At 30.2% G+C, this 20,157-nt stretch carries 17 protein-coding genes, 2 tRNA genes and 2 rRNA genes; 17 read left to right on the top strand and 4 right to left on the bottom strand.

From position 1 onward, the window contains the following. Positions 1-59 precede the first annotated feature (59 nt). On the top strand, positions 60-1,364 hold the full coding sequence (gene argJ / locus VP91_RS01250) for a bifunctional glutamate N-acetyltransferase/amino-acid acetyltransferase ArgJ (RefSeq protein ID WP_169035631.1): 1,305 nt from the start codon (positions 60-62) through the stop codon (positions 1,362-1,364). A 34-nt stretch (positions 1,365-1,398) separates the two neighbouring features. Beyond that, on the top strand, positions 1,399-1,827 hold the full coding sequence (locus VP91_RS01245; RefSeq protein WP_169035630.1) for a DUF1178 family protein: 429 nt from the start codon (positions 1,399-1,401) through the stop codon (positions 1,825-1,827). On the opposite strand, the gene ubiG is transcribed toward VP91_RS01245, so the two are convergent. Further along, a complete protein-coding gene (gene ubiG, locus VP91_RS01240) occupies positions 1,824-2,546 on the bottom strand; it encodes a bifunctional 2-polyprenyl-6-hydroxyphenol methylase/3-demethylubiquinol 3-O-methyltransferase UbiG (RefSeq protein WP_169035629.1) in 723 nt (240 codons plus the stop codon). The genes VP91_RS01245 and ubiG overlap by 4 nt on opposite strands. Positions 2,547-2,612: 66 nt before the next feature. Here ubiG and VP91_RS01235 point away from each other — a divergent pair, with 66 nt between their 5' ends. The 5 genes from VP91_RS01235 to VP91_RS01215 are packed head-to-tail and all read left to right on the top strand — an operon-like array spanning position 2,613 to position 7,304. After that, the gene (locus VP91_RS01235) at positions 2,613-3,824 is read left to right on the top strand and encodes an aspartate kinase (protein ID WP_169035628.1); all 1,212 of its coding nucleotides are present in this window, start codon (positions 2,613-2,615) and stop codon (positions 3,822-3,824) included. Between the two features lie 3 nt (positions 3,825-3,827). Next, on the top strand, positions 3,828-4,928 hold the full coding sequence (gene ispG / locus VP91_RS01230) for a flavodoxin-dependent (E)-4-hydroxy-3-methylbut-2-enyl-diphosphate synthase (RefSeq protein ID WP_169035627.1): 1,101 nt from the start codon (positions 3,828-3,830) through the stop codon (positions 4,926-4,928). Next, entirely contained in the window at positions 4,928-6,001 is a 1,074-nt protein-coding gene (prfA, locus tag VP91_RS01225) for a peptide chain release factor 1 (protein ID WP_169035626.1), read from the top strand. The genes ispG and prfA overlap by 1 nt, the downstream gene beginning before the upstream one ends. After that, positions 6,002-6,844: a peptide chain release factor N(5)-glutamine methyltransferase gene (prmC, locus tag VP91_RS01220; RefSeq protein ID WP_169035625.1), complete on the top strand. Its 843-nt coding sequence runs from the start codon at positions 6,002-6,004 to the stop codon at positions 6,842-6,844. It abuts the gene before it with no gap. 16 nt (positions 6,845-6,860) lie between these two features. Then, positions 6,861-7,304: a DUF4167 domain-containing protein gene (locus tag VP91_RS01215; protein ID WP_169035624.1), complete on the top strand. Its 444-nt coding sequence runs from the start codon at positions 6,861-6,863 to the stop codon at positions 7,302-7,304. Here VP91_RS01215 and VP91_RS01210 read toward each other — a convergent pair. Continuing rightward, positions 7,301-8,605: a M23 family metallopeptidase gene (locus VP91_RS01210; protein ID WP_169035623.1), complete on the bottom strand. Its 1,305-nt coding sequence runs from the start codon at positions 8,603-8,605 to the stop codon at positions 7,301-7,303. The two genes, VP91_RS01215 and VP91_RS01210, sit on opposite strands and share 4 nt — an antisense overlap. A 329-nt stretch (positions 8,606-8,934) precedes the next feature. Between VP91_RS01210 and VP91_RS01205 the strand changes: the two genes are divergently transcribed. The 4 genes from VP91_RS01205 to VP91_RS01190 all read left to right on the top strand — a co-directional run bounded on the left by VP91_RS01205 (position 8,935) and on the right by VP91_RS01190 (position 13,574). Beyond that, positions 8,935-10,409, top strand: a 16S ribosomal RNA gene (locus VP91_RS01205). Positions 10,410-10,507: 98 nt separating this feature from the next. Continuing rightward, positions 10,508-10,584, top strand: a tRNA-Ile gene (locus VP91_RS01200). A gap of 11 nt (positions 10,585-10,595) precedes the next feature. Beyond that, a tRNA-Ala gene (locus VP91_RS01195) sits at positions 10,596-10,671 on the top strand. A gap of 149 nt (positions 10,672-10,820) precedes the next feature. Next, positions 10,821-13,574, top strand: a 23S ribosomal RNA gene (locus VP91_RS01190). Together the 16S and 23S rRNA genes with 2 tRNA genes alongside form the textbook arrangement of a ribosomal RNA operon. Positions 13,575-13,612: 38 nt before the next feature. Here VP91_RS01190 and pseI read toward each other — a convergent pair. Both pseI and VP91_RS01180 read right to left on the bottom strand, forming a co-directional pair. After that, complete coding sequence (gene pseI, locus VP91_RS01185) at positions 13,613-14,644, bottom strand: pseudaminic acid synthase (protein ID WP_169035622.1); 1,032 nt, start codon at positions 14,642-14,644, stop codon at positions 13,613-13,615. After that, entirely contained in the window at positions 14,634-15,605 is a 972-nt protein-coding gene (locus VP91_RS01180) for a hypothetical protein (RefSeq protein ID WP_169035621.1), read from the bottom strand. The genes pseI and VP91_RS01180 overlap by 11 nt, the downstream gene beginning before the upstream one ends. 29 nt (positions 15,606-15,634) lie before the next feature. Here VP91_RS01180 and VP91_RS01175 point away from each other — a divergent pair, with 29 nt between their 5' ends. Genes VP91_RS01175 through VP91_RS01150 form a run of 6 tightly spaced genes read left to right on the top strand, consistent with a single transcriptional unit; the run spans position 15,635 to position 20,145 of the window. Continuing rightward, on the top strand, positions 15,635-16,468 hold the full coding sequence (locus VP91_RS01175) for an SDR family oxidoreductase (protein ID WP_169035620.1): 834 nt from the start codon (positions 15,635-15,637) through the stop codon (positions 16,466-16,468). Beyond that, positions 16,458-17,378 carry an SDR family oxidoreductase gene (locus VP91_RS01170; protein WP_169035619.1) on the top strand — a complete coding sequence of 307 codons (921 nt, stop codon included), beginning with the start codon at positions 16,458-16,460 and terminating at the stop codon, positions 17,376-17,378. The genes VP91_RS01175 and VP91_RS01170 overlap by 11 nt, the downstream gene beginning before the upstream one ends. Then, positions 17,362-17,943, top strand: a complete 582-nt coding sequence (locus VP91_RS01165) for a GNAT family N-acetyltransferase (protein WP_169035618.1) — start codon at positions 17,362-17,364, stop codon at positions 17,941-17,943. Before VP91_RS01170 ends, VP91_RS01165 begins: the two co-directional genes overlap by 17 nt. Next, a complete protein-coding gene (locus VP91_RS01160) occupies positions 17,940-18,785 on the top strand; it encodes a phytanoyl-CoA dioxygenase family protein (RefSeq protein ID WP_169035617.1) in 846 nt (281 codons plus the stop codon). The genes VP91_RS01165 and VP91_RS01160 overlap by 4 nt, the downstream gene beginning before the upstream one ends. 3 nt (positions 18,786-18,788) lie before the next feature. Then, positions 18,789-19,475, top strand: coding sequence for a pseudaminic acid cytidylyltransferase (gene pseF, locus VP91_RS01155; protein ID WP_169035616.1), 687 nt, complete (start codon positions 18,789-18,791; stop codon positions 19,473-19,475). Between the two features lie 10 nt (positions 19,476-19,485). Next, positions 19,486-20,145: a class I SAM-dependent methyltransferase gene (locus VP91_RS01150; RefSeq protein WP_169035615.1), complete on the top strand. Its 660-nt coding sequence runs from the start codon at positions 19,486-19,488 to the stop codon at positions 20,143-20,145. Positions 20,146-20,157 lie beyond the last annotated feature (12 nt).

Raw genomic sequence — 20,157 nt, 5'->3', positions numbered from 1 at the left:
TTTTGATATACAATTAGTTATAACGTTTAATATAAGTATTAAATAAATATTTTAAATATATGCCAATAAATATTAAAAACTTTATAAAGTCACAAGCTTTAAAGTATAAAATGAATGACTTTCAAGATTTGGACCATATTGATGGCGTTTCAATATCCACTATATGTGCAAATTTATATAACAAACCAAGAGATGACCTGGTCATGTTTTATTTCAGAGATGGGGCAAACTATGCTTCGGTATATACACAATCAAAAATAGTTTCAGAAAATATAAAATGGAATCTAAATATAAAAAGTAAAAAGATAAGATCTCTTATAATTAATACTAGAAATGCTAATGCTTTCACGGGCCCAGATGGCTATAAAAGTTTAGAGGATATAGCAGAACAAGCATCGGTGTTGCTATCTAAAAAACAATTAGAAGATGAAGATAATCCAAAAAAAATATTATCAAAAGAAATTATTTTTGGATGTACTGGAACAATAGGTGAAAAATACCCATTAGAAAAAATTAAAAATAGTATTCCAGAATTGATTGAAAAAATTAGATATACTCAAAATAAGTATGTATGGATAAAAGCTGCATTAGGCATAATGACAACTGATTTAAAACCAAAACTTGCAATGGAAAAGTGTGAAATTGGAAATAAAGAAATAAAAATTTATGGAATAGCAAAGGGGTCAGGAATGATTTTTCCAAATATGGCAACCACATTGGGTTACATTTTTACAGATGCAGATCTTTCAAATGATATTTTAAATAGATTATTAAAAAAAAATATTGAAACAACGTTTAATGCTATTAGCTGTGATGGAGACACAAGTACAAATGATATGGTTACAATTTTTTCAACAGCAAAAGTAAAAAATCCCATCATAAATAATATCAACGATAAAAAAATAAAAGCTTTTGATGAAGCATTACATTCAGTGTTGCTAAATTTATCAAAAAGAATAGTTGCTGATGGTGAAGGGGCGAGTAAATTTATTACAATCAATGTTACACAGTCTAAGACAGAAAATGATGCAAAAAAAATTGCTTTTTCAATTGCAAACTCACCGCTGGTCAAAACTGCTATTTTTGGTAATGATCCTAATTGGGGAAGAATTATAATGGCCATAGGTAAAACAGATGTAGAAATCGACATTAGTAAATTATCTATTAAACTAGGATCTATAAAAGTTATTGAAAAAGGTCAGCTATCCAAAACATATATTGAGAGTGATGCAGAGGTATATATGAAAGAAGAAAAAAAGATTGATATAGTTGTTAATCTAAATTTAGGTAAGAAAAATTTTACAGCATACACTATGGATCTAACCAAAAAATATATAGAGATCAATGCTGATTATAGAAGTTAACTTAATATTGAACTAAATATTTTAATTAAATCTTATGATCAAATATAGGCTTATCTGCAAAGATTGTAATATCACTTTTGATAGCTGGTTTTCTTCATCTAATGAATATGAAAGATTAAAAAAAAAAAAATTTCTTAACTGTCACAACTGCAATTCATCAAGTATTCACAAAACTTTAATGTCACCGAGTATATCCACATCGAAGAAAAATTCTATGATGGATAAAAAAATCCAAAAATATAAGCGAGCTAAGCAAACAATATTAAAATATCAAGAATTTATTAAAAAAAATTTTGATTACGTTGGAGAAAATTTTGCTTATGAGGTGAGGTCTATTCATTACAACAATAAGAAAATGTCTAAAGGAATCTATGGAACTACAACAAAAGAGGATCTTAAAGATTTAAAAGAGGAAGGTATAGAAACAGAGATAATGCCTTGGATAGAAGATAATGAAAATTAATTCTTTTTTAATTTAACTATATAGTTAACAGATGTATCATTACTAATTTTCCAGCTGTTGTTAAGTATGTTAAATTTCAATCCATCTAACTTTTTTAAAGATAAATTGTTTCTTTCTGAAATTTTTATTAAATCATTTGGTTTAACAAACTTTTCCCAGTTATGAGTTCCTATAGGAAGCCATTTTAAAATATATTCTGCTCCGACAATTGCAAATGCATATGACTTTAAAGTTTTATTTAGTGTTGCTACAAACATTATACCATTTTTTTTTAATAACTTTGAGCTTTCTTTGATAAAAAAATCTATATTCTCAACATGTTCGACTATTTCCATATTTAAAATTACATCAAATTTTATCTTAGTTTTTAACTTTTCTGGCGATGCAACTTTGTAATTAATTTTAAGTTTATTTTTTTTTGCATGAAATTTTGCAACTTTAATATTTTTTGCTGAAGCATCTATTCCAACTACGTTGGCACCCAGTCTACACATTGGCTCAGATAATAAACCTCCACCACAACCTATATCTAGTAGATTAATTTTTTTTAAGGGCTTATCTGAGGGTTTAATCTTAAAATTTTTAATTATATTTTCTTTTATATATCCAATTCTTATTGGATTAAAATTGTGCAGAGGTTTAAATTTGCCGTTAGGATTCCACCATTCTTCAGCAATTTTAGAAAATTTTTCTATTTCTTTTTTATTTATTGAATTCATAATAGATGACTTGTGGACATAACAATTAAGATGTATTTTAGCAATATTAATTAAATAAAATTATCAATGAAAATTGTTGTATTAAAATTTGGTGGAACTTCTGTTGGAAATATAGATAGAATTAAGAATGTTGCTAAAATTATAAGCAATTATAAAAAGAAAAAGTTAGCAGTAATTGTAGTTTCTTCAGCAATGAGTGGAACAACGAATCAGCTAATTAAGCACACAGAAGAATTGAGTAAAAATTTTGATGCAGCTGAATATGATGTTTTGTTATCCACAGGTGAACAAGCAACTTGCGCATTAATTGCTGGCAGATTAAATCATCTTGGATTTAAGTCTAGATCATGGATATCTTGGCAGTTGCCAATTTTTACTGAGGGCTTATATGGCTCATCAAGAATTAATAGAATTAATAAAAGTAAAGTACTTAGTTTTATGAAATCAGGTGGAATACCAATTATTACAGGATTTCAAGGAATCAATCCAGAAAATAGAATTACTACGCTAGGTAGAGGTGGAACAGATGCTTCAGCAATAATGCTGGCGAAATTTTTTAATGCCTATGCTTGTAATATTTATACAGACGTAGATGGTGTTTATACAACAGATCCAAGAAGTAATTTAAAAGCAAAAAAAATTGAAAAAATTTCTTATGATGAAATGCTTGAGATGGCATCTCTAGGTGCAAAAGTTATGCAACCGACATCTGTTCAGGATGCTAAATTAAACAATATAAGTTTTTCTGTTAAATCTTCATTTTCGAAAAAAAAAGGTACTTTAATAACAAATAGTAAAAAAGCCTTTAGTGATCAAATTATAACAGGAATTACATCCACAAAAAATGACGCCAAAGTTACAATGATTGGTGTCAGAGATAAACCTGGCGTCGCAGCTTCTATTTTTAAACCATTATCACTTAATCAAATAAATGTAGATATGGTTGTTCAAAACATTTCATTAAATAGTAAAGAAACAGACTTAACTTTTACTATTAAATCTGAAGATTTAAAAAAAACTGAAAAAATTATAAAACAAAATAAAAAAATATCTTTTAGAAAGTTAACTAAAGATAGCAATGTCTCTAAAGTTTCAATAATTGGGGTTGGTATGATTACAACACCTGGAATCACTTATAGAATGTTTCAAGCACTAGCATCAAAAAAAATCAATATTATGGTTATCTCAACTTCTGAAATAAAAATCTCAGTTTTGATTTCTAGTAAGTATGTAAAAAAAGCAATATCTGTCCTTCATAAAGAATTTAAATTAGATTAAATAATGAGCTTAAGACCATTCAGAGACATTCAAAGAAAAAAAACAAAAATTATAAATGTGGGTGATGTAAAAATAGGTGGAGATAATCCTATTTCTGTTCAATCCATGACCAATACATTAACCACTGATATTCAAGCAACCATTAAACAAATTAACGACATACATGAAGAAGGAGCTGACCTTGTCAGAGTCTCCTGTCCAGACAAAGAGTCCTCTTTAGCTCTTAAGGAAATTACCAAGAATGTTTCTGTACCAATAATTGCTGATATTCATTTTCATTATAAAAGAGCTATTGAAGCTGCAGAAAATGGTGCAAAATGTTTAAGAATTAATCCAGGCAATATAGGAGATAAATTAAAAATACACGATGTATTAAGTGCAGCTAAAAATAATGATTGTTCCATAAGAATAGGAGTCAACGCAGGCTCACTTGAAAGAGATATTTTAGAAAAATATAAGGAGCCATGTCCAGAAGCATTAGTAGAAAGCGCACAAAGAAATATAAAAATTCTTGAAGACCAAAATTTTTTTAATTTTAAAATTAGTGTAAAGTCTTCAGATGTTTTCTTGTCTATTGCTGCATACCGTCAACTTTCAAAGGTAACTGATTATCCTTTGCACCTAGGAATTACTGAAGCTGGTAGTTTCATTTCAGGTAGCATTAAATCGTCAATTGGCCTGGGTTCACTTTTAATGGATGGAATAGGTGACACAATAAGAATTTCACTATCAGATGATCCAGTTAAAGAAATTAAAATAGGCAACGAAATATTAAAGTCACTCAATCTAAGGAATAGAGGTGTACGAATTATATCTTGTCCATCATGTGCAAGACAAGGTTTTCAAGTAATTGATACTGTCAAAGTGTTAGAGGAAAAACTTTCACATATTAAAACCCCCCTAACTTTATCAATTATTGGATGTGTAGTTAATGGACCTGGAGAAGCAGCGATGACGGACATAGGATTAACAGGAGGTGGAAAAGGAAATAACATGCTTTATTTATCTGGCATTCAAAGTGAAAAAGTTTTATCAAAAGACATAATATCAAAAGTTGTAAGCGAAGTTGAAAAAAAAGCTGCTGAAATTGATAAAAAAATATAATGATTCCATTAAAAACTATTGAAGAATTGATATCTAAACACTCCTTATTAGAAAAGGAGCTATCAGCAGGTGATGTAGACAAAAAACTTTTTGCTGAAAAATCAAAAGAGTATTCAGATTTAAGTGACGTAATAGAAGGTGCCAAAAAATATTTTTCATACGAAGCAGAAAAAAAAGATTTAGAAAAAATTTTAGGTGATGCTGGCAGTGATGATGAGTTTAAAACAATGGCTGAAACTGAGTTGAAAGATCTTAAGTCAGAAAATGAAAAAATAGAAAAAAAATTAAAATTATTTTTATTACCTAAAGATGATGCAGATAAAAAAAATGCAATTATAGAAATCAGAGCTGGAACTGGTGGTTTAGAGGCTAGTTTGTTTGCTTCAGACCTTTTTAAAATGTATGAAAAGGTTAGTCATAAAAAAAAATGGGAGTTAGAATTAATAAGCATATCTCAGAGTGAGGCAGGTGGACTTAAAGAGGTTATTGCAACAATTAGAGGAAAAAATATTTACTCAACTCTAAAATATGAAAGTGGAGTTCATCGTGTTCAAAGAGTTCCAGATACAGAAACGCAAGGTAGAATTCATACTTCTGCTGCAACAGTAGCTGTTTTACCTGAAGCTGAAGAAGTAGATATAAAAATAAATGATTCAGATCTAAGAATTGATGTTTTTAGAGCTGGAGGACCTGGAGGACAGTCTGTAAATACAACAGACAGTGCTGTTAGAATTACACATATTCCAACTGGGATATCAGTATCTCAACAAGACCAAAAATCTCAACATAAAAATAAAGCCAAAGGAATGTTAATTTTAAGATCAAGACTTTATGAACTGGAAAGATCAAGAATAGAGGGTGAGAGATCAGAGGATAGAAAAAGCAAGATTGGAACAGGAGATAGGTCAGAAAGAATTAGAACTTATAATTTTCCACAAGGAAGAGTAACCGATCACCGTATTAATTTAACTTTACACAAACTCGAGGCTTTTTTGGAAGGTGAAGTATTTGATGAAATGGTGGAAAATCTAACGTTACAAGCACAAGAAGAGAAATTAAGTAATCTTAATTAAATGAATATAGAGAACTCTCTAAACGAAGGAATAAAGATCTTAAAAAAAAGTAAAATTTCTAATCCAAAACTTGATAGTGAAATACTCTTATCTACTTCAATTAAGAGAGATAAAAAATATATAATTTTAAATCCAAAAGAATATTTAAACTCAAAACAATTAGAGAAATTTAAAATTTTAATTGAAAGAAGAAAAAAAGGTGAACCAATTGCCTATCTAATAAATAAAAAAGACTTTTGGAAAGATGAGTTTTTTGTTAATAAAGATGTGCTAATTCCAAGGCCAGACACTGAATTAATAGTTGAGCAAGTCTTAAAAATTTATTCAAAGGACTCTCAATTACAGATTTTAGATATTGGAACTGGCTCTGGATGTATCCTTTTATCCATATTAAAAGAAAGATCTAAATTTTATGGAACTGGAATAGATGTCTCAAAAAAAAGTATAAATGTAAGCAAATACAACGCAAATCAACTCAATTTAACAAGCAGAGTAAAGTTTTTTCATTCTAGTGTTGACAATTTCAGAATTGGCAAATATGATATTATTGTTTCAAATCCTCCTTATATTGAATTGTTTAATTTAAAATATTTGGAAAAAGACATTATTAATTTTGAGCCAAAGTTAGCTTTAAGTGGTGGATTTGATGGGTTTTCAAAAATCAGAAAAGTTATTAATAAAGCAAGTACTCTGATAAAAAGAAATGGAAAATTTATTTTAGAGATAGGATTTAATCAAAGGAATAAAGTCAAAAAAATATTAAAAGAAGAAGGTTTTTACATAAACAAAGCTTTAAAAGACTATGGAAATAACGATCGTTGCATAATCAGCACTAAAATTTAAATTAGAAGATAAAAATATGGTAACTTTTAGAAATAATAACAATAACAGAAGACCTTCATTCAGAAGCAACAACAACAGAAGACCACCCTTTAGAAGCAGCAACGAAGGGTCAAAATTTAATAATAATGATAATTTTAGAAGAAATAACCATGGCAGAAACAATCATAATGCCGCAAAGCTTGTTGAAAAATACAACGAAATGGCCAGGGAAGCTTTAGCTAAAGAAGACAGAGTTATGTCTGAAAACTATTTCCAGCATGCAGATCATTTTACAAGGGTTCAAAATGAGCAAGAAAATAATAGAATCGCTAGAATAAACACACCATCAGTTGAGCCAATAAAATCAGAAGAAAAACAAGTAGAAAAACAAGAAGAAAAACAAGAAGAAAAAAAAATTCCCACAGAGCAAGAAGTTAAAAAAGTTATAAAATCTTCTGAAAAAAAAATTGCTACAAGTTAACTTAAACCAATAATCATTTCTGATTTTAAAACATCTATCTTAATTTTTTCTATTTCAAATATTTGTCTTTCTTTTCCAAGTAATATTTTTCCCGAGGGTAATTTTAGTGATTGCGAATTAATTTTTTTCCCATTTTCAATTACTTCATAATGTAAATGAGGACCAGTTGAAATGCCTGTAGATCCTACATATCCAATTACTTGACCTTGTTTTACTCTTAAACCCACTCTAATCCCAGGAGCAAAGTTTTTCATATGAGCATATATTGTTTGATAAGTAGAATTGTGTTTTATCTGAATACAATTACCACCACCGCCACACCATTTAGCTCTTTTTATTATTCCATCACCTGAGGCCATTATGGGTGTTCCAGATGGTGCTGCAAAATCAGTTCCTCTATGCATTTTATTAAAACCATCAATAGGATGTTTTCTCATTCCAAAAGAGGATGATAACCGTGCTCCATTAATAGGAGTTTTCATTAATGCTTTTTTTATACTCTTGCCATTTGTATCGTAATGCCCTCCACTTTTTTTATCATCAAAATAATATAAGGGATTATTTATCCCACTTAGTTTAAGATTTGCATAAATAATATTTCCTGTTTCAAAAATTTTACCGTTATCATCTTCGAATACTTCGTAAATTATTTGAAATTTGTCATTTATTTTTATGTCTCTTTGGAAATCAACTTGAAATCCATAAATTCTTGCAAATTCAATAATTACATTTGGTTTAATATTTACATCAATAGCAGCCTTATAAAAACTTTGTAAAATTTGCTCTTCTTTAAAAATTACCTTTCTGGTTAAGTTGGTAATAATAATTTTTTTCTCAAATAAATCTGTTTCAAAATTTTTGGTTAATAAGATTTTTTTAGTTCTAGAAATAGGAAACAAAAAATTTGTTATTTTTTTATTATTAGAGACGTCAATGGTAAATTTTACGATTTGGCCTTCTTTTAGAATATTCAAATTAAAATCATTATTAATTTTTTTTTTTATTTTCTCAATCTCACTTTTAGGAATTAGATAGCTATTTAGCATTTTATTAAATGATTCACCTTTAGAAATTTTATGTTCAATATTTTGATATTTTGGTAGAAAATTATTAAAAATATGATTTAAACTTTTTTGAAAATAGATATTATTTATTATGTTTTTGTAATTTTCATTTACTGAGTTTTTATAATTATTATAAAATGTAGTGCTTAAGATTGTAATAAGCATTAAAGAAAAAAGTAAAAATATTTCAATATTTTTTTTAAGTAATTTTTTAAGCTGTTTAAAATTGAGTATCATCTAGAATCTGCAATTATTAATTTATAATTGGGTAAAAATCAAAAAAAACCTTGAATTTGCTTACATATTTAGCATTTAAAAAAATGCTAAATGCTTGATTTAGTTTTATTTTAGCTTATAAGCACCACACTTTCTCAATAAAATTATTGTTTAAACAATAAATTAGTGAGGAAGATTGGGCTTTTTTAACCCAATTAGCTATTTAAAAAGTAAAAATTTAAGAAGAGAAGTGTGGACGGTTAAGGTTACCAAAATTTGTCGTACACACTTCAAAATCGTATGGATTGTATTCTTACAATTTATATATGAAGCTAGTGTGCGCCGTTTTTTAACTTGAGAGTTTGATCATGGCTCAGAACGTACGCTGGCGGCACGCCTAACACATGCAAGTCGAACGAAGTAGCAATACTTAGTGGCAGACGGGTGAGTAACATGTGGGTATCTACCCTTTGGCCTGGAATAACACGAGGAAACTTGTGCTAATACCGGATAAGTCTTTACGGAGAAAGCTTTATGCACCAATGGATGAGCCCGCACTTGATTAGTTTGTTGGTAGGGTAATGGCCTACCAAGACTATGATCAATAGCTGATTTGAGAGGATGATCAGCCACATTGGGACTGAGACACGGCCCAAACTCCTACGGGAGGCAGCAGTGGGGAATCTTGCACAATGGAGGAAACTCTGATGCAGCGATGCCGCGTGAGTGAAGAAGGCCCTTGGGTTGTAAAGCTCTTTCGTCGGGGAAGAAAATGACTGTACCCGAATAAGAAGGTCCGGCTAACTTCGTGCCAGCAGCCGCGGTAATACGAAGGGACCTAGCGTAGTTCGGAATTACTGGGCTTAAAGAGTTCGTAGGTGGTTGAAAAAGTTGGTGGTGAAATCCCAGAGCTTAACTCTGGAACTGCCATCAAAACTTTTCAGCTAGAGTATGATAGAGGAAAGCAGAATTTCTAGTGTAGAGGTGAAATTCGTAGATATTAGAAAGAATACCAATTGCGAAGGCAGCTTTCTGGATCATTACTGACACTGAGGAACGAAAGCATGGGTAGCGAAGAGGATTAGATACCCTCGTAGTCCATGCCGTAAACGATGTGTGTTAGACGTTGGAAATTTATTTTCAGTGTCGCAGGGAAACCGATAAACACACCGCCTGGGGAGTACGACCGCAAGGTTAAAACTCAAATGAATTGACGGGGACCCGCACAAGTAGTGGAGCATGTGGTTTAATTCGAAGATACGCGCAGAACCTTACCAACACTTGACATGTTCGTCGCGACTCTAAGAGATTAGAGTTTTCGGTTCGGCCGGACGAAACACAGGTGCTGCATGGCTGTCGTCAGCTCGTGTCGTGAGATGTTGGGTTAAGTCCCGCAACGAGCGCAACCCTCACTTTTAGTTGCCATCATTAAGTTGGGCACTCTGAAAGAACTGCCAGTGATAAGCTGGAGGAAGGTGGGGATGACGTCAAGTCCTCATGGCCCTTACGTGTTGGGCTACACACGTGCTACAATGGCATCTACAACAGGAAGCAAAACGGCAACGTTAAGCAAATCCCGAAAAGATGCCTCAGTTCGGATTGCACTCTGCAACTCGAGTGCATGAAGCTGGAATTACTAGTAATCGTGGATCAGCGTGCCACGGTGAATGCGTTCCCGGGTCTTGTACACACCGCCCGTCACACCATGGGAGTTGGTTCTACCTTAAGGCAAGGTTTTAAACCCTTGACCACGGTATAGTCAGCGACTGGGGTGAAGTCGTAACAAGGTAGCCGTAGGGGAACCTGCGGCTGGATTACCTCCTTTCTAAGGATGAATGAAAGTAAAATTTCATTCTAAATAATATACATCGGTAATGTTGACCGTCCTCATTTCTCTTCTTAAAGTAATGTTTCCTTCTTGTAGGGCCGGTAGCTCAGTTGGTTAGAGCACACCCTTGATAAGGGTGGGGTCGAAAGTTCGAGTCTTTCTCGGCCCACCAAAAACCTAAATGGGGGATTAGCTCATCTGGGAGAGCGCCTGATTTGCATTCAGGAGGTAGCAGGTTCGATCCCTGTATCCTCCACCAGGAAACATTTAGTTATTAAAACTGTGAATAAAAATAATTTATATCAATATCTATATCCGAACATTAAAAGTTATTATTTAATGTTCAAAATAAAAATTTGATCACATCATAGATTAAATTTCTTTAAAAAGAATTTTTTTCTGTGCATAAATCAAGCGTTTAAGGGCGTGTAGTGGATGCCTTGGCACTGAAAGCCGATGAAGGACGTGATATACTGCGATAAGTTTCGGGGAGCTGTATGTAAGCTTTGATCCGAAAATTTCCGAATGGGGAAACCCACCACTTTATGTGGTACTTTAAACTGAATACATAGGTTTAAAGAGACAACCTGGAGAACTGAAACATCTAAGTAACCAGAGGAAAAGAAATCAATTGAGATTCCGTTAGTAGTGGCGAGCGAACGCGGAGTAGGCCAGCAATTTTGTTAAAAAAATTTGAATAGTTTGGAAATGCTAACCATAGAGGGTGATAGTCCCGTATGAGTAATGTTTAACAAAATTCTTGAGTAAAGCGGGACACGAGAAATCCTGCTCGAATATAGGGGGACCACCCTCTAAGCCTAAATACTCTTCAGTGACCGATAGTGAACTAGTACCGTGAGGGAAAGGTGAAAAGAACCCCTATTAGGGGAGTGAAATAGAACCTGAAACTGCATGCCTACAATCAGTCCGAGCCCTTTTTAGGGTGAGGGCGTACCTTTTGTATAATGGGTCAGTGACTTAATTTATTAAGCAAGCTTAAGCCATCTAGGTGTAGGCGCAGCGAAAGCAAGTCTTAATAGGGCGATTAGTTTAATGAATTAGACCCGAAAACGAATGAGCTTACCATGAGCAGGTTGAAAGTTGGGTAACACCAACCGGAGGACCGAACCAGTTGACGTTGAAAAGTCTTTGGATGACTTGTGGTAAGGGGTGAAAGGCCAACCAAATTCGTAGATAGCTGGTTTTCCGCGAAAACTATTTAGGTAGTGCGTCGAATAAATAGATGTTTAGAGGTAGAGCACTAAATGGGCTAGGGGGAAGAGATTCTTACCAAACCTAATAAAACTCCGAATGCTAGACATTGTTCTTCGGCAGACAGACTGTGGGTGCTAAGGTCCATGGTCGAGAGGGAAAGAGCCCAGACCACCAGATAAGGTCCCAAAATCATGATTAAGTGTGAAAGGATGTGGAAATTCCATAACAGCCGGGAGGTTGGCTTAGAAGCAGCCATCCTTTAAAGATAGCGTAACAGCTCACCGGTCTAATAGAGTTTCTGCGCCGAAGATGTAACGGGGCTCAAATCATGTACCGAATCTGTGGCTTTGCAAAGTTTTCGAACTTTGTAAGGGGTAGCGGAACGTTCTGTAAGCCTTTGAAGGGATACCCGTGAGGGATCCTGGAGGTATCAGAAGTGCGAATGCTGACATAAGTAACGATAAACGAAGTGAAAAACTTCGTCGCCGAAAATCTAAGGGTTTCTATGCAAGGTTAATCCGCGTAGAGTTAGTCGGCACCTAAGGCGAGGGCGAAAGCCGTAGTCGATGGAAACAAGGTTAATATTCCTTGACCTGATGGTAGTGACGGATTTCGTAAGTTGTGAGTTCTTAATGGATTGAACTTGCTGCGAAGAAGTCCCAAGAAATAGCTCCATCATTAAGACCGTACCCGAAACCGACACAGGTAGATTAATAGAGTATATTTAGGCGCTTGAGAGAATGATGTTGAAGGAACTCGGCAAAATGCTTCCGTAACTTCGGGATAAGGAAGACCTTTTTGTAGGCAACTACGAAAAGGTGGCACAAGCCAGGGAGAAGCGACTGTTTATCAAAAACACAGGGCTCTGCTAACACGTAAGTGGATGTATAGGGTCTGACGCCTGCCCGGTGCTGGAAGGTTAATGCGGTTGGTGCAAGCTAACTTCTGAAGCCCCAGTAAACGGCGGCCGTAACTATAACGGTCCTAAGGTAGCGAAATTCCTTGTCGGGTAAGTTCCGACCTGCATGAATGGCGTAACGATTTCTCCGCTGTCTCCAACATCAACTCAGTGAAATTGAATTCTCCGTGAAGATGCGGAGTTCGCGTAGTTAGACGGAAAGACCCCGTGCACCTTTACTGCAACTTTACATTGGTGTTAGGAAAAACATATTTAGCATAGGAGGGAGACTTTGAAGCAAAAGCGTCAGTTTTTGTGGAGTCACCAGTGAAATACCTCTTTTGTTTTTCTTGACATCTAACCGCTAGCCGTCATCCGGCAGCGAGACATTGTATGGTGGGTAGTTTGACTGGGGCGGTCGCCTCCCAAATAGTAACGGAGGCGTGCGAAGGTAGGCTCAGAACGGTCAGAAATCGTTCGTAGAGTGCAATGGCATAAGCCTGCCTGACTGTGAGACTGACAAGTCGAGCAGAGACGAAAGTCGGTCATAGTGATCCGGTGCTTCTGAGTGGAAGGGGCATCGCTCAACGGATAAAAGGTACGCCGGGGATAACAGGCTGATACTGCCCAAGAGCTCATATCGACGGCAGTGTTTGGCACCTCGATGTCGGCTCATCACATCCTGGGGCTGGAGCAGGTCCCAAGGGTTTGGCTGTTCGCCAATTAAAGTGGTACGTGAGCTGGGTTCAGAACGTCGTGAGACAGTTCGGTCCCTATCTGCTATGCGTGTAGAAGAATTGAGAGGAGTTGACCCTAGTACGAGAGGACCGGGTTGAACATACCACTGGTGGACCTGTTGTAGCGCCAGCTGCAGTGCAGGGTAGCTAAGTATGGAAGAGATAACTGCTGAAAGCATCTAAGCGGGAAACTCACCTCAAAACTAGTTCTTCCTATAGAGCCGTGGTAGACCACCACGTTGATAGGCTGGATGTGGAAGCGCAGTAATGCGTGTAGCTGACCAGTACTAATAGCTCAATTGGCTTGATTTATGCACTGAAAAAAATTTTTATTAGATTGTATTAAATTATTATTTAATTAAGGAGGAATAAATAGGCGTGTTCGCTTCTATATCTTTTTTTGCCTTTTTTCCTAAAATTTGAAAATAATATTTAGCACTTAGTCCAATAGCTGGTCTAAAAGTAGATATATTATCTTGACTTAGTTTTTCTCCTTTTTTTATATTTTTAATAGAAAAAATAGACCTTCTAAATTTTATTGAAATTTGCTCTTTTTTTTGAATTTTAAACTTTCCATCTCCTAAGTTTAAAAAAATTTTTTTTGTGTAAGTCGATAATATTTTTAACTGTTGTGGAGTAATCGAAAAATTTCTATCAAAAGATTTTAATTTTTTAGATAAGATAAAATGTTTTTCAATTACCTTTGCACCTAAGGGAATCGAACTTATTGATGATAAAATGTCGTCAGAATGATCAGATAAACCTATATTGATATTTTTGAAGTATTTTTTTAAAGATGAAATTCTCATTAAATTAGCCTCATGATCTGGAGTTGGATATCCTGATACGCAATGGAGTAGAATAATTTTGTTATGAAATTTTCTAATTATATTTACGCATTCTCTAATCTCATTGAGAGAAGCCATTCCCGTAGATAATATAATTGGTTTTTTTGTACTGGCAATTTTTTTTACTAAATTAAAGTCATTTATCTCAAAAGATGAAATTTTAAATAATTTGACTTTCTTTTTTAGTAAAAAATCTACTGCTCTTTTACTAAAAGGTGTACTAAACAACTCAATATTTAATTTATTAGCAAGTTTAAAGGCATCGTGATGCCATTTATAAGGTGTCTGGGCTTTTGAATAAAGTTTCCATATTTTTTTTTTATTCCAATTTGGTAAATCAAAAGACTTGTCAATTGTTATATCCTCTGGCTCATAAGTTTGAATTTTTATTAAGTCTGCACCATTTTTAGCAGCTGATTTAATTGTTTTTAAAAATAGAGATTTACTACCACAATGGTTTGCCGATATTTCAGCTATAATTAAAGGCTTCAAATTATTTTTATATTTAAAGTATTTTTGAATATTAATTTTCATTTATTTTTTTAAAAAGGGTATTTAGGTTTTTTTTGTTTTTTTTATAATTAAATTTTTTTTTAATACATGCTTCAGTTTTAAATACATTATTAAAAAACTTTTGTTTTTCTTCAATTCGTTTTATATTTAATTTAGTTACTCTATCAAATTCTAAAATACAACCATTTGCATTAAAATTTTTGAAGTTAAAATATTGATTTTTAGCCAAACTTTTTGAAATACTTGGGATATTGTAGAAACATTTTTCGTATAAAGAAATTCCACATGCACCAAATGAAAAAAAGGTTCTTCTATAAAACTTACTGATATTAGAAACAAATTTATAGAAAAAAATTCTATTTTTAATTTTGATATTTGCAAAATCTTTTTCGGAAGAATTGTTGCTTATTATTACAATCTTATAAACTTCATTGAGATTTAGTTTTCTTAAAAAGGTCAATGATTGATTTATAAGTAGTTTATCTTTTACCGATCCAAAATTTATTAAAATAATTTCTCTTTTTAAAAATGATAATTTATTGAGAATAGGAAAATATTTTATTCCTAAAAGGAATCTTGAATTTTTATTTTTATGATACCCAATTTTTCTTTTAAATGTATGATCTATCGTATAGTCAGATTTAAAATTCATTTTGAAATCTAAAATATTAATATGTTTTTTTGATATAATTTTGAAATTTAAATTTTGAAGTTTTAAGTTATAACTATCTAAAAAGGTTATTATATTTTTATTTTTATCTTTGGAAGCAATTAAAGTTTGTTTCAGATTTTCATAAAAAATATATTTTATTTCAATTTTATTATAATTATTTTTTTTTAAAAATTTTTTATCAAAATTTTTTTTAATTAAAAAAATTATTTTGTGTGGTTTTATAATAAAATCAGAATATTTCAGACATCTAAAAAAATGACCTAATCCAGCTTTATTATTTGTGTCAGGAATAAATATGTAAGTGTTCATTTAAGACAATTTAGTATAAAAAAATTAGTATGAACATATTTTTTTTTGGTCATACAAGCTTTACAGCTCAAAATTTATTAAAAGAGTTAAATTTAAAAAATAAGATATTTTTATTTTCTAGAAAAAATGAAAAAAAAAAATTTATTCATTTTGATTTAAATAAAAGAAATAAGAAAATCTTTAATAATCTGAATCTTAAAAAGATTGATTATTTATTTTATTTTTCAAGTTTTGTTCCATTAAATGAAAAAATCACAAGTTGGGAAAAGTGTAAAAAAACAAATATTTTTGGATTAGCTCACTTATTGGAAGATATTAAGATACCCATTAAAAAAATTATTTTAGCCTCATCTTGTTCTGTTTATGGCTCTGGAAAAAAAAAATTATTTAATGAGAATAGCGAATTATATCCTGAAAATTTTTATTCATTATCTAAATTTATGCAAGAAAAACTTTTACAAGTTTATTGTCATAAAAATAATATAGATTTTTTGTGCTATAGAATTGGTTATGTTTTTGGAAGGAAAATGCAAAATAAGCGACTGGTAAAAAAAATATTATTAAATTATAGAAAAGGAAAAAAAATAAAAATTTATAATAAAGGACTGAATCTAAATTTAATTCATACAGAGGATATTTCGTATTTAATAAGTAAAACTTATAAAAAAGCTAAAGGTATTTATAATTTAACCAATATAAAACAAACATTGTTAGGCGAATTTTACAAAATTTTGACAAAAAAAAAGATTAAAAAAAAGAGAAAAATGAATAATTTTTCCTCAAAAAAAATTTTTAAACAATTTAAAAACTTAAAAAAAATTAGTTTAAAACAAAAAATAATAAATTTTAATAATGAAAATTAAAAATGTACTAATTGCTGGAGGTGGTGGAGAGTTAGGAAATCATTTAATTCAGCATCTTAAAGAGAAAAAAATCAATTTTTTTGTATTAGATAAAAAATTTAAAAAAAAAGATAAGATAAAAAATGTCAAATTCATAAAATTTGATTTTTTGAAACAAAATAGATTTCAAAAGATTCCAATAAAAATTGACGTTATAATTTTTTTAGTTGGAATAACTGGTGGCCCTTTAAGCTTGGACCTAAGATATTTAAAAAAATATATTCAAATAAATTCTGAAACTCTTATGAACTTTTTAAAAAAGGTAAAGAAAATTAATGTAAAAAAAATTATTTTTACTTCAACAGAACATGTTTATGGAGACAATGATAAAAACAATTATATTACAAAAACTGAGTTAACTCCTAAAAATTTATATGGAATTTCAAAGTTATTTTCTGAAAAAATTCTTTATAATTATTTTAAAGATCATAAAATTGCGGTAGATATATTTAGATTTCCCAGGGTTATATCGAATAATAAAAATAATTTAATATTTAAGATCAAATCTTGTGCTGTAAAAAATGGAATAATTCATTTAATAAATCCAAACTTAAAATTTAATTTTATTTATATAAACGACCTTTTATCAGCATTTGAAAAAAGTATGTTTCAAACAAGTAGAAAATTTAGAATTTTAGATATCTTTAATAATAGCAAATCAATAAGTTTGATTGAAATTGCAAAAATTTTTAAACAAAAGTTAAAAAAAAAACTAATTATTAAAATGATAAAAAATGCGGGCAATCAAAACCATAATCCTATTAATTTAAAAATCTCAAATAACTTTACAAAAAAGACATTAAAATGGAATCCAATTTTTAATAATTCTCAAATAATAAAAAAAATAATTGAAAATGATGAAATTAAATAAAGTAATAGATAAAATAGAATTAAATAATATTAATTATCTTAGCAACAAAGAAATTTTGGAAATTAGATTAATACGAAATGAAAAAAAAATAAGAAATAATATGGTAAATACTAAAATTATTTCAGAAAAGGATCATTTAAAATGGTATAAAAAATTTAATACATCTAAATCTAACTTTTTTTACGCAATAAAATACAACAGAGAATTAGTTGGAGGAATAGGTTTTAAGGAATTCAACAAAAAATTACTTTTGGGTGAATGGTCATTTTATATTTCAGAAAAAAAAAATATTGTTGGTCTTGGAGCATCTGTCGAATTTTTATCAATAAACCACTTTTTTGATATTTTTAAATTAAAAAAATTATATTGTTACGTTTTAGGTCACAATTTAGAGGTCGTTAAGTTACATAAAAAATTTGGTTTTAAAGAAATTAAGTTTAATGATTATTCAAAAAATATTATCTTAGCAAAACAAGTTAGTGATGCTATATATCTTTCTTTAGATAAAAAAGACTGGGAATTTACTCAGGAGCAAATTTATCAAAAATACTTTTTTAAAAAATGAAAAAAATTGAAACTTTAGTAAAAAATATTGTAAAAAAACTTCATAGAGATGGATTTTGTATAGTTAACAATTTTATCAAAGAAAAAGAATGTGAATCATTAATACATAAACTTGAAAAATTAAATAATAGTTTGTCAAAAAATAAGAAATTTGTTGATGAAAATTCTAAAAATGGTCAACTAATTATAAGAGATTTACCATTAAGAGATCCAAAAACTTATCTAAAGCTGTTAGATAAAAAATTAATCTTGAATGTCTTAAAAAATATCTTTAAGGAAACTTTCATCTTAGATAATTGCCAAGCAAGTGGCAGCATAAACGTTAGATCTAATTACAAAACCTTAGTACATATAGACTCACATTTACCCTGCAAATTTCCTGAAAATACTTCAGATGTAGTAATTTGCTATTGTTTGAATGATTTTACAAAAGAAAATGGAGCTACAAAAATTTGGCCAAAGAGTCATTTATCCACAACAAAAATTCAGAATAATAAAAAATATAAAAAAGAAATAAAAAAAAAATTTGTTCATGGAGAAGCAAAAAAAGGCTCTATTATTTTTTTTTTAGGTCAAACCTGGCATCAAATTGGAAAAAATACAAATTCAAAAAAAAGATGGGGAATTTTATGTCATTATAAAAGATGGTGGATCAAACCTTCAACAGACTGGGCAAAATGTGGTCCAAAAATATTTGGTTTATTAAATGATCAACAAAAAGAGCTATTTGGGTTTACATCTATATCTCCTAAATTTAATCTAAAAACAAGGACTAGAACTTTAAAAACTTTAAGAAAATCTTTTCAACTAAATAAGAATTATTTTAAGACTATACAATATTAATAAATGACAATTTGCATTATACCAGCCAGAGGAAATAGTAAAAGAATAAGAAATAAAAATATAATAAATTTTTATGGCAAACCTATAATTTATTACTCAATTCTTTTAGCAAAAAAAAGTAAACTTTTTTCAAGGATTGTTGTTAGTACTGATGATAACAAAATTGCTAAAATAGCAAAAAAATATGGTGCAGAAGTTCCTTTTATAAGATCAAAAAAATTATCAAATGATTATGTAAATTCTACAGACGTAGTAATTGATACAATCAAGAAAATTTTTTCTGAGAAAGAAAAATATCATTGTTGTCTTTATCCAACGTCAGTTTTAACTAAAAAAGATGATTTAATTAGAGCATTAAGAAAAATCAAAAAAACAAATGCAGAATGTATTATTCCAGTCACAGATTATAATTATAATCCCTACAGATCTTTTAAACAAAAAGGAAAAAAATGGATTAGTTTTTTATTTAAAAAATACTCAAAAACAAGATCCCAAGATTTACCAAATTTATATCATGATACTGGAACCTTTTATTTTTTTAAAACTTCTTCCATTTTGACCAATAAAAAAAACTTTAGCAAGAAGACAACTTTTTTAAAGATTGATAGAATAAGAACAACTGATATTAATGAACCAAAAGATCTTATAATGGCTAAATTACAATACAAGTTAATAAATAAAAGATTATAAAGATTTACAAATGTCACTTAAAAAAGAATATTTTCATTTCAAATTAAATAAGGAAAATAACGATGTAAAAAGAGATTCTTTTGCAAAAAGAGAATTTGATACAATTTCTTATATTCTAAAACAATTTTATAATGTTGACCTTAAAAAAGGCTTCAAAATTTTAGATCTTGGAGCTGGAGATAAATTTTTGGAAAAAATATTTGATAAAAATGGAATTTTATATCATTCTCTTGATATAGAAGATCTTGATTTTGAGAAAGACAAATTCAATTTTGATGATAATCAATTTGATTTAATTATAAGCCTTGCTGTATTAGAACACTTAAAGAATCCAGATATATTTTTGCAAGAAAGCATGAGAGTGTTAAAAAAAGACTCATTACTATTTTTATCTACTCCTAATTGGAAATATTGTAAAAATAGTTTTTTTGATGACGTAACACATGTCAAACCATATACACCAGAATCACTTCAGCAATTATTAGAGATAAAAGGATTTAAAGAAGTAATGACTATGCCAAATTTGAGATGTAAATCAAAAAAATGGTACCAGGGAAAATTTAGATTTTTTAAAGCTTATTATCTTTTACCTTTTAAAGGTGATACAAAATTCATCTCAGATTTTCTTAAAGGAAAATCTAAGGGTTTGTTTGCAATTGGAAAAAAATGAATCAATTAAAAT

Source organism: Candidatus Pelagibacter communis (assembly GCF_012932795.1).
Lineage (GTDB): Bacteria > Pseudomonadota > Alphaproteobacteria > Pelagibacterales > Pelagibacteraceae > Pelagibacter > Pelagibacter ubique_S.
The sequence above is the reverse complement of the archived record's forward strand: the minus strand, read 5'-3'. Positions and strand labels throughout refer to the sequence as shown.

Coding starts and splice junctions, on each gene's coding strand:
- argJ (WP_169035631.1), top strand. CDS start 60: ATGCCAATAAATATTAAAAACTTTATAAAGTCACAAGCTTTAAAGTAT.
- VP91_RS01245 (WP_169035630.1), top strand. CDS start 1,399: ATGATCAAATATAGGCTTATCTGCAAAGATTGTAATATCACTTTTGAT.
- ubiG (WP_169035629.1), bottom strand. CDS start 2,546: ATGAATTCAATAAATAAAAAAGAAATAGAAAAATTTTCTAAAATTGCT.
- VP91_RS01235 (WP_169035628.1), top strand. CDS start 2,613: ATGAAAATTGTTGTATTAAAATTTGGTGGAACTTCTGTTGGAAATATA.
- ispG (WP_169035627.1), top strand. CDS start 3,828: ATGAGCTTAAGACCATTCAGAGACATTCAAAGAAAAAAAACAAAAATT.
- prfA (WP_169035626.1), top strand. CDS start 4,928: ATGATTCCATTAAAAACTATTGAAGAATTGATATCTAAACACTCCTTA.
- prmC (WP_169035625.1), top strand. CDS start 6,002: ATGAATATAGAGAACTCTCTAAACGAAGGAATAAAGATCTTAAAAAAA.
- VP91_RS01215 (WP_169035624.1), top strand. CDS start 6,861: ATGGTAACTTTTAGAAATAATAACAATAACAGAAGACCTTCATTCAGA.
- VP91_RS01210 (WP_169035623.1), bottom strand. CDS start 8,605: ATGATACTCAATTTTAAACAGCTTAAAAAATTACTTAAAAAAAATATT.
- pseI (WP_169035622.1), bottom strand. CDS start 14,644: ATGAAAATTAATATTCAAAAATACTTTAAATATAAAAATAATTTGAAG.
- VP91_RS01180 (WP_169035621.1), bottom strand. CDS start 15,605: ATGAACACTTACATATTTATTCCTGACACAAATAATAAAGCTGGATTA.
- VP91_RS01175 (WP_169035620.1), top strand. CDS start 15,635: ATGAACATATTTTTTTTTGGTCATACAAGCTTTACAGCTCAAAATTTA.
- VP91_RS01170 (WP_169035619.1), top strand. CDS start 16,458: ATGAAAATTAAAAATGTACTAATTGCTGGAGGTGGTGGAGAGTTAGGA.
- VP91_RS01165 (WP_169035618.1), top strand. CDS start 17,362: ATGATGAAATTAAATAAAGTAATAGATAAAATAGAATTAAATAATATT.
- VP91_RS01160 (WP_169035617.1), top strand. CDS start 17,940: ATGAAAAAAATTGAAACTTTAGTAAAAAATATTGTAAAAAAACTTCAT.
- pseF (WP_169035616.1), top strand. CDS start 18,789: ATGACAATTTGCATTATACCAGCCAGAGGAAATAGTAAAAGAATAAGA.
- VP91_RS01150 (WP_169035615.1), top strand. CDS start 19,486: ATGTCACTTAAAAAAGAATATTTTCATTTCAAATTAAATAAGGAAAAT.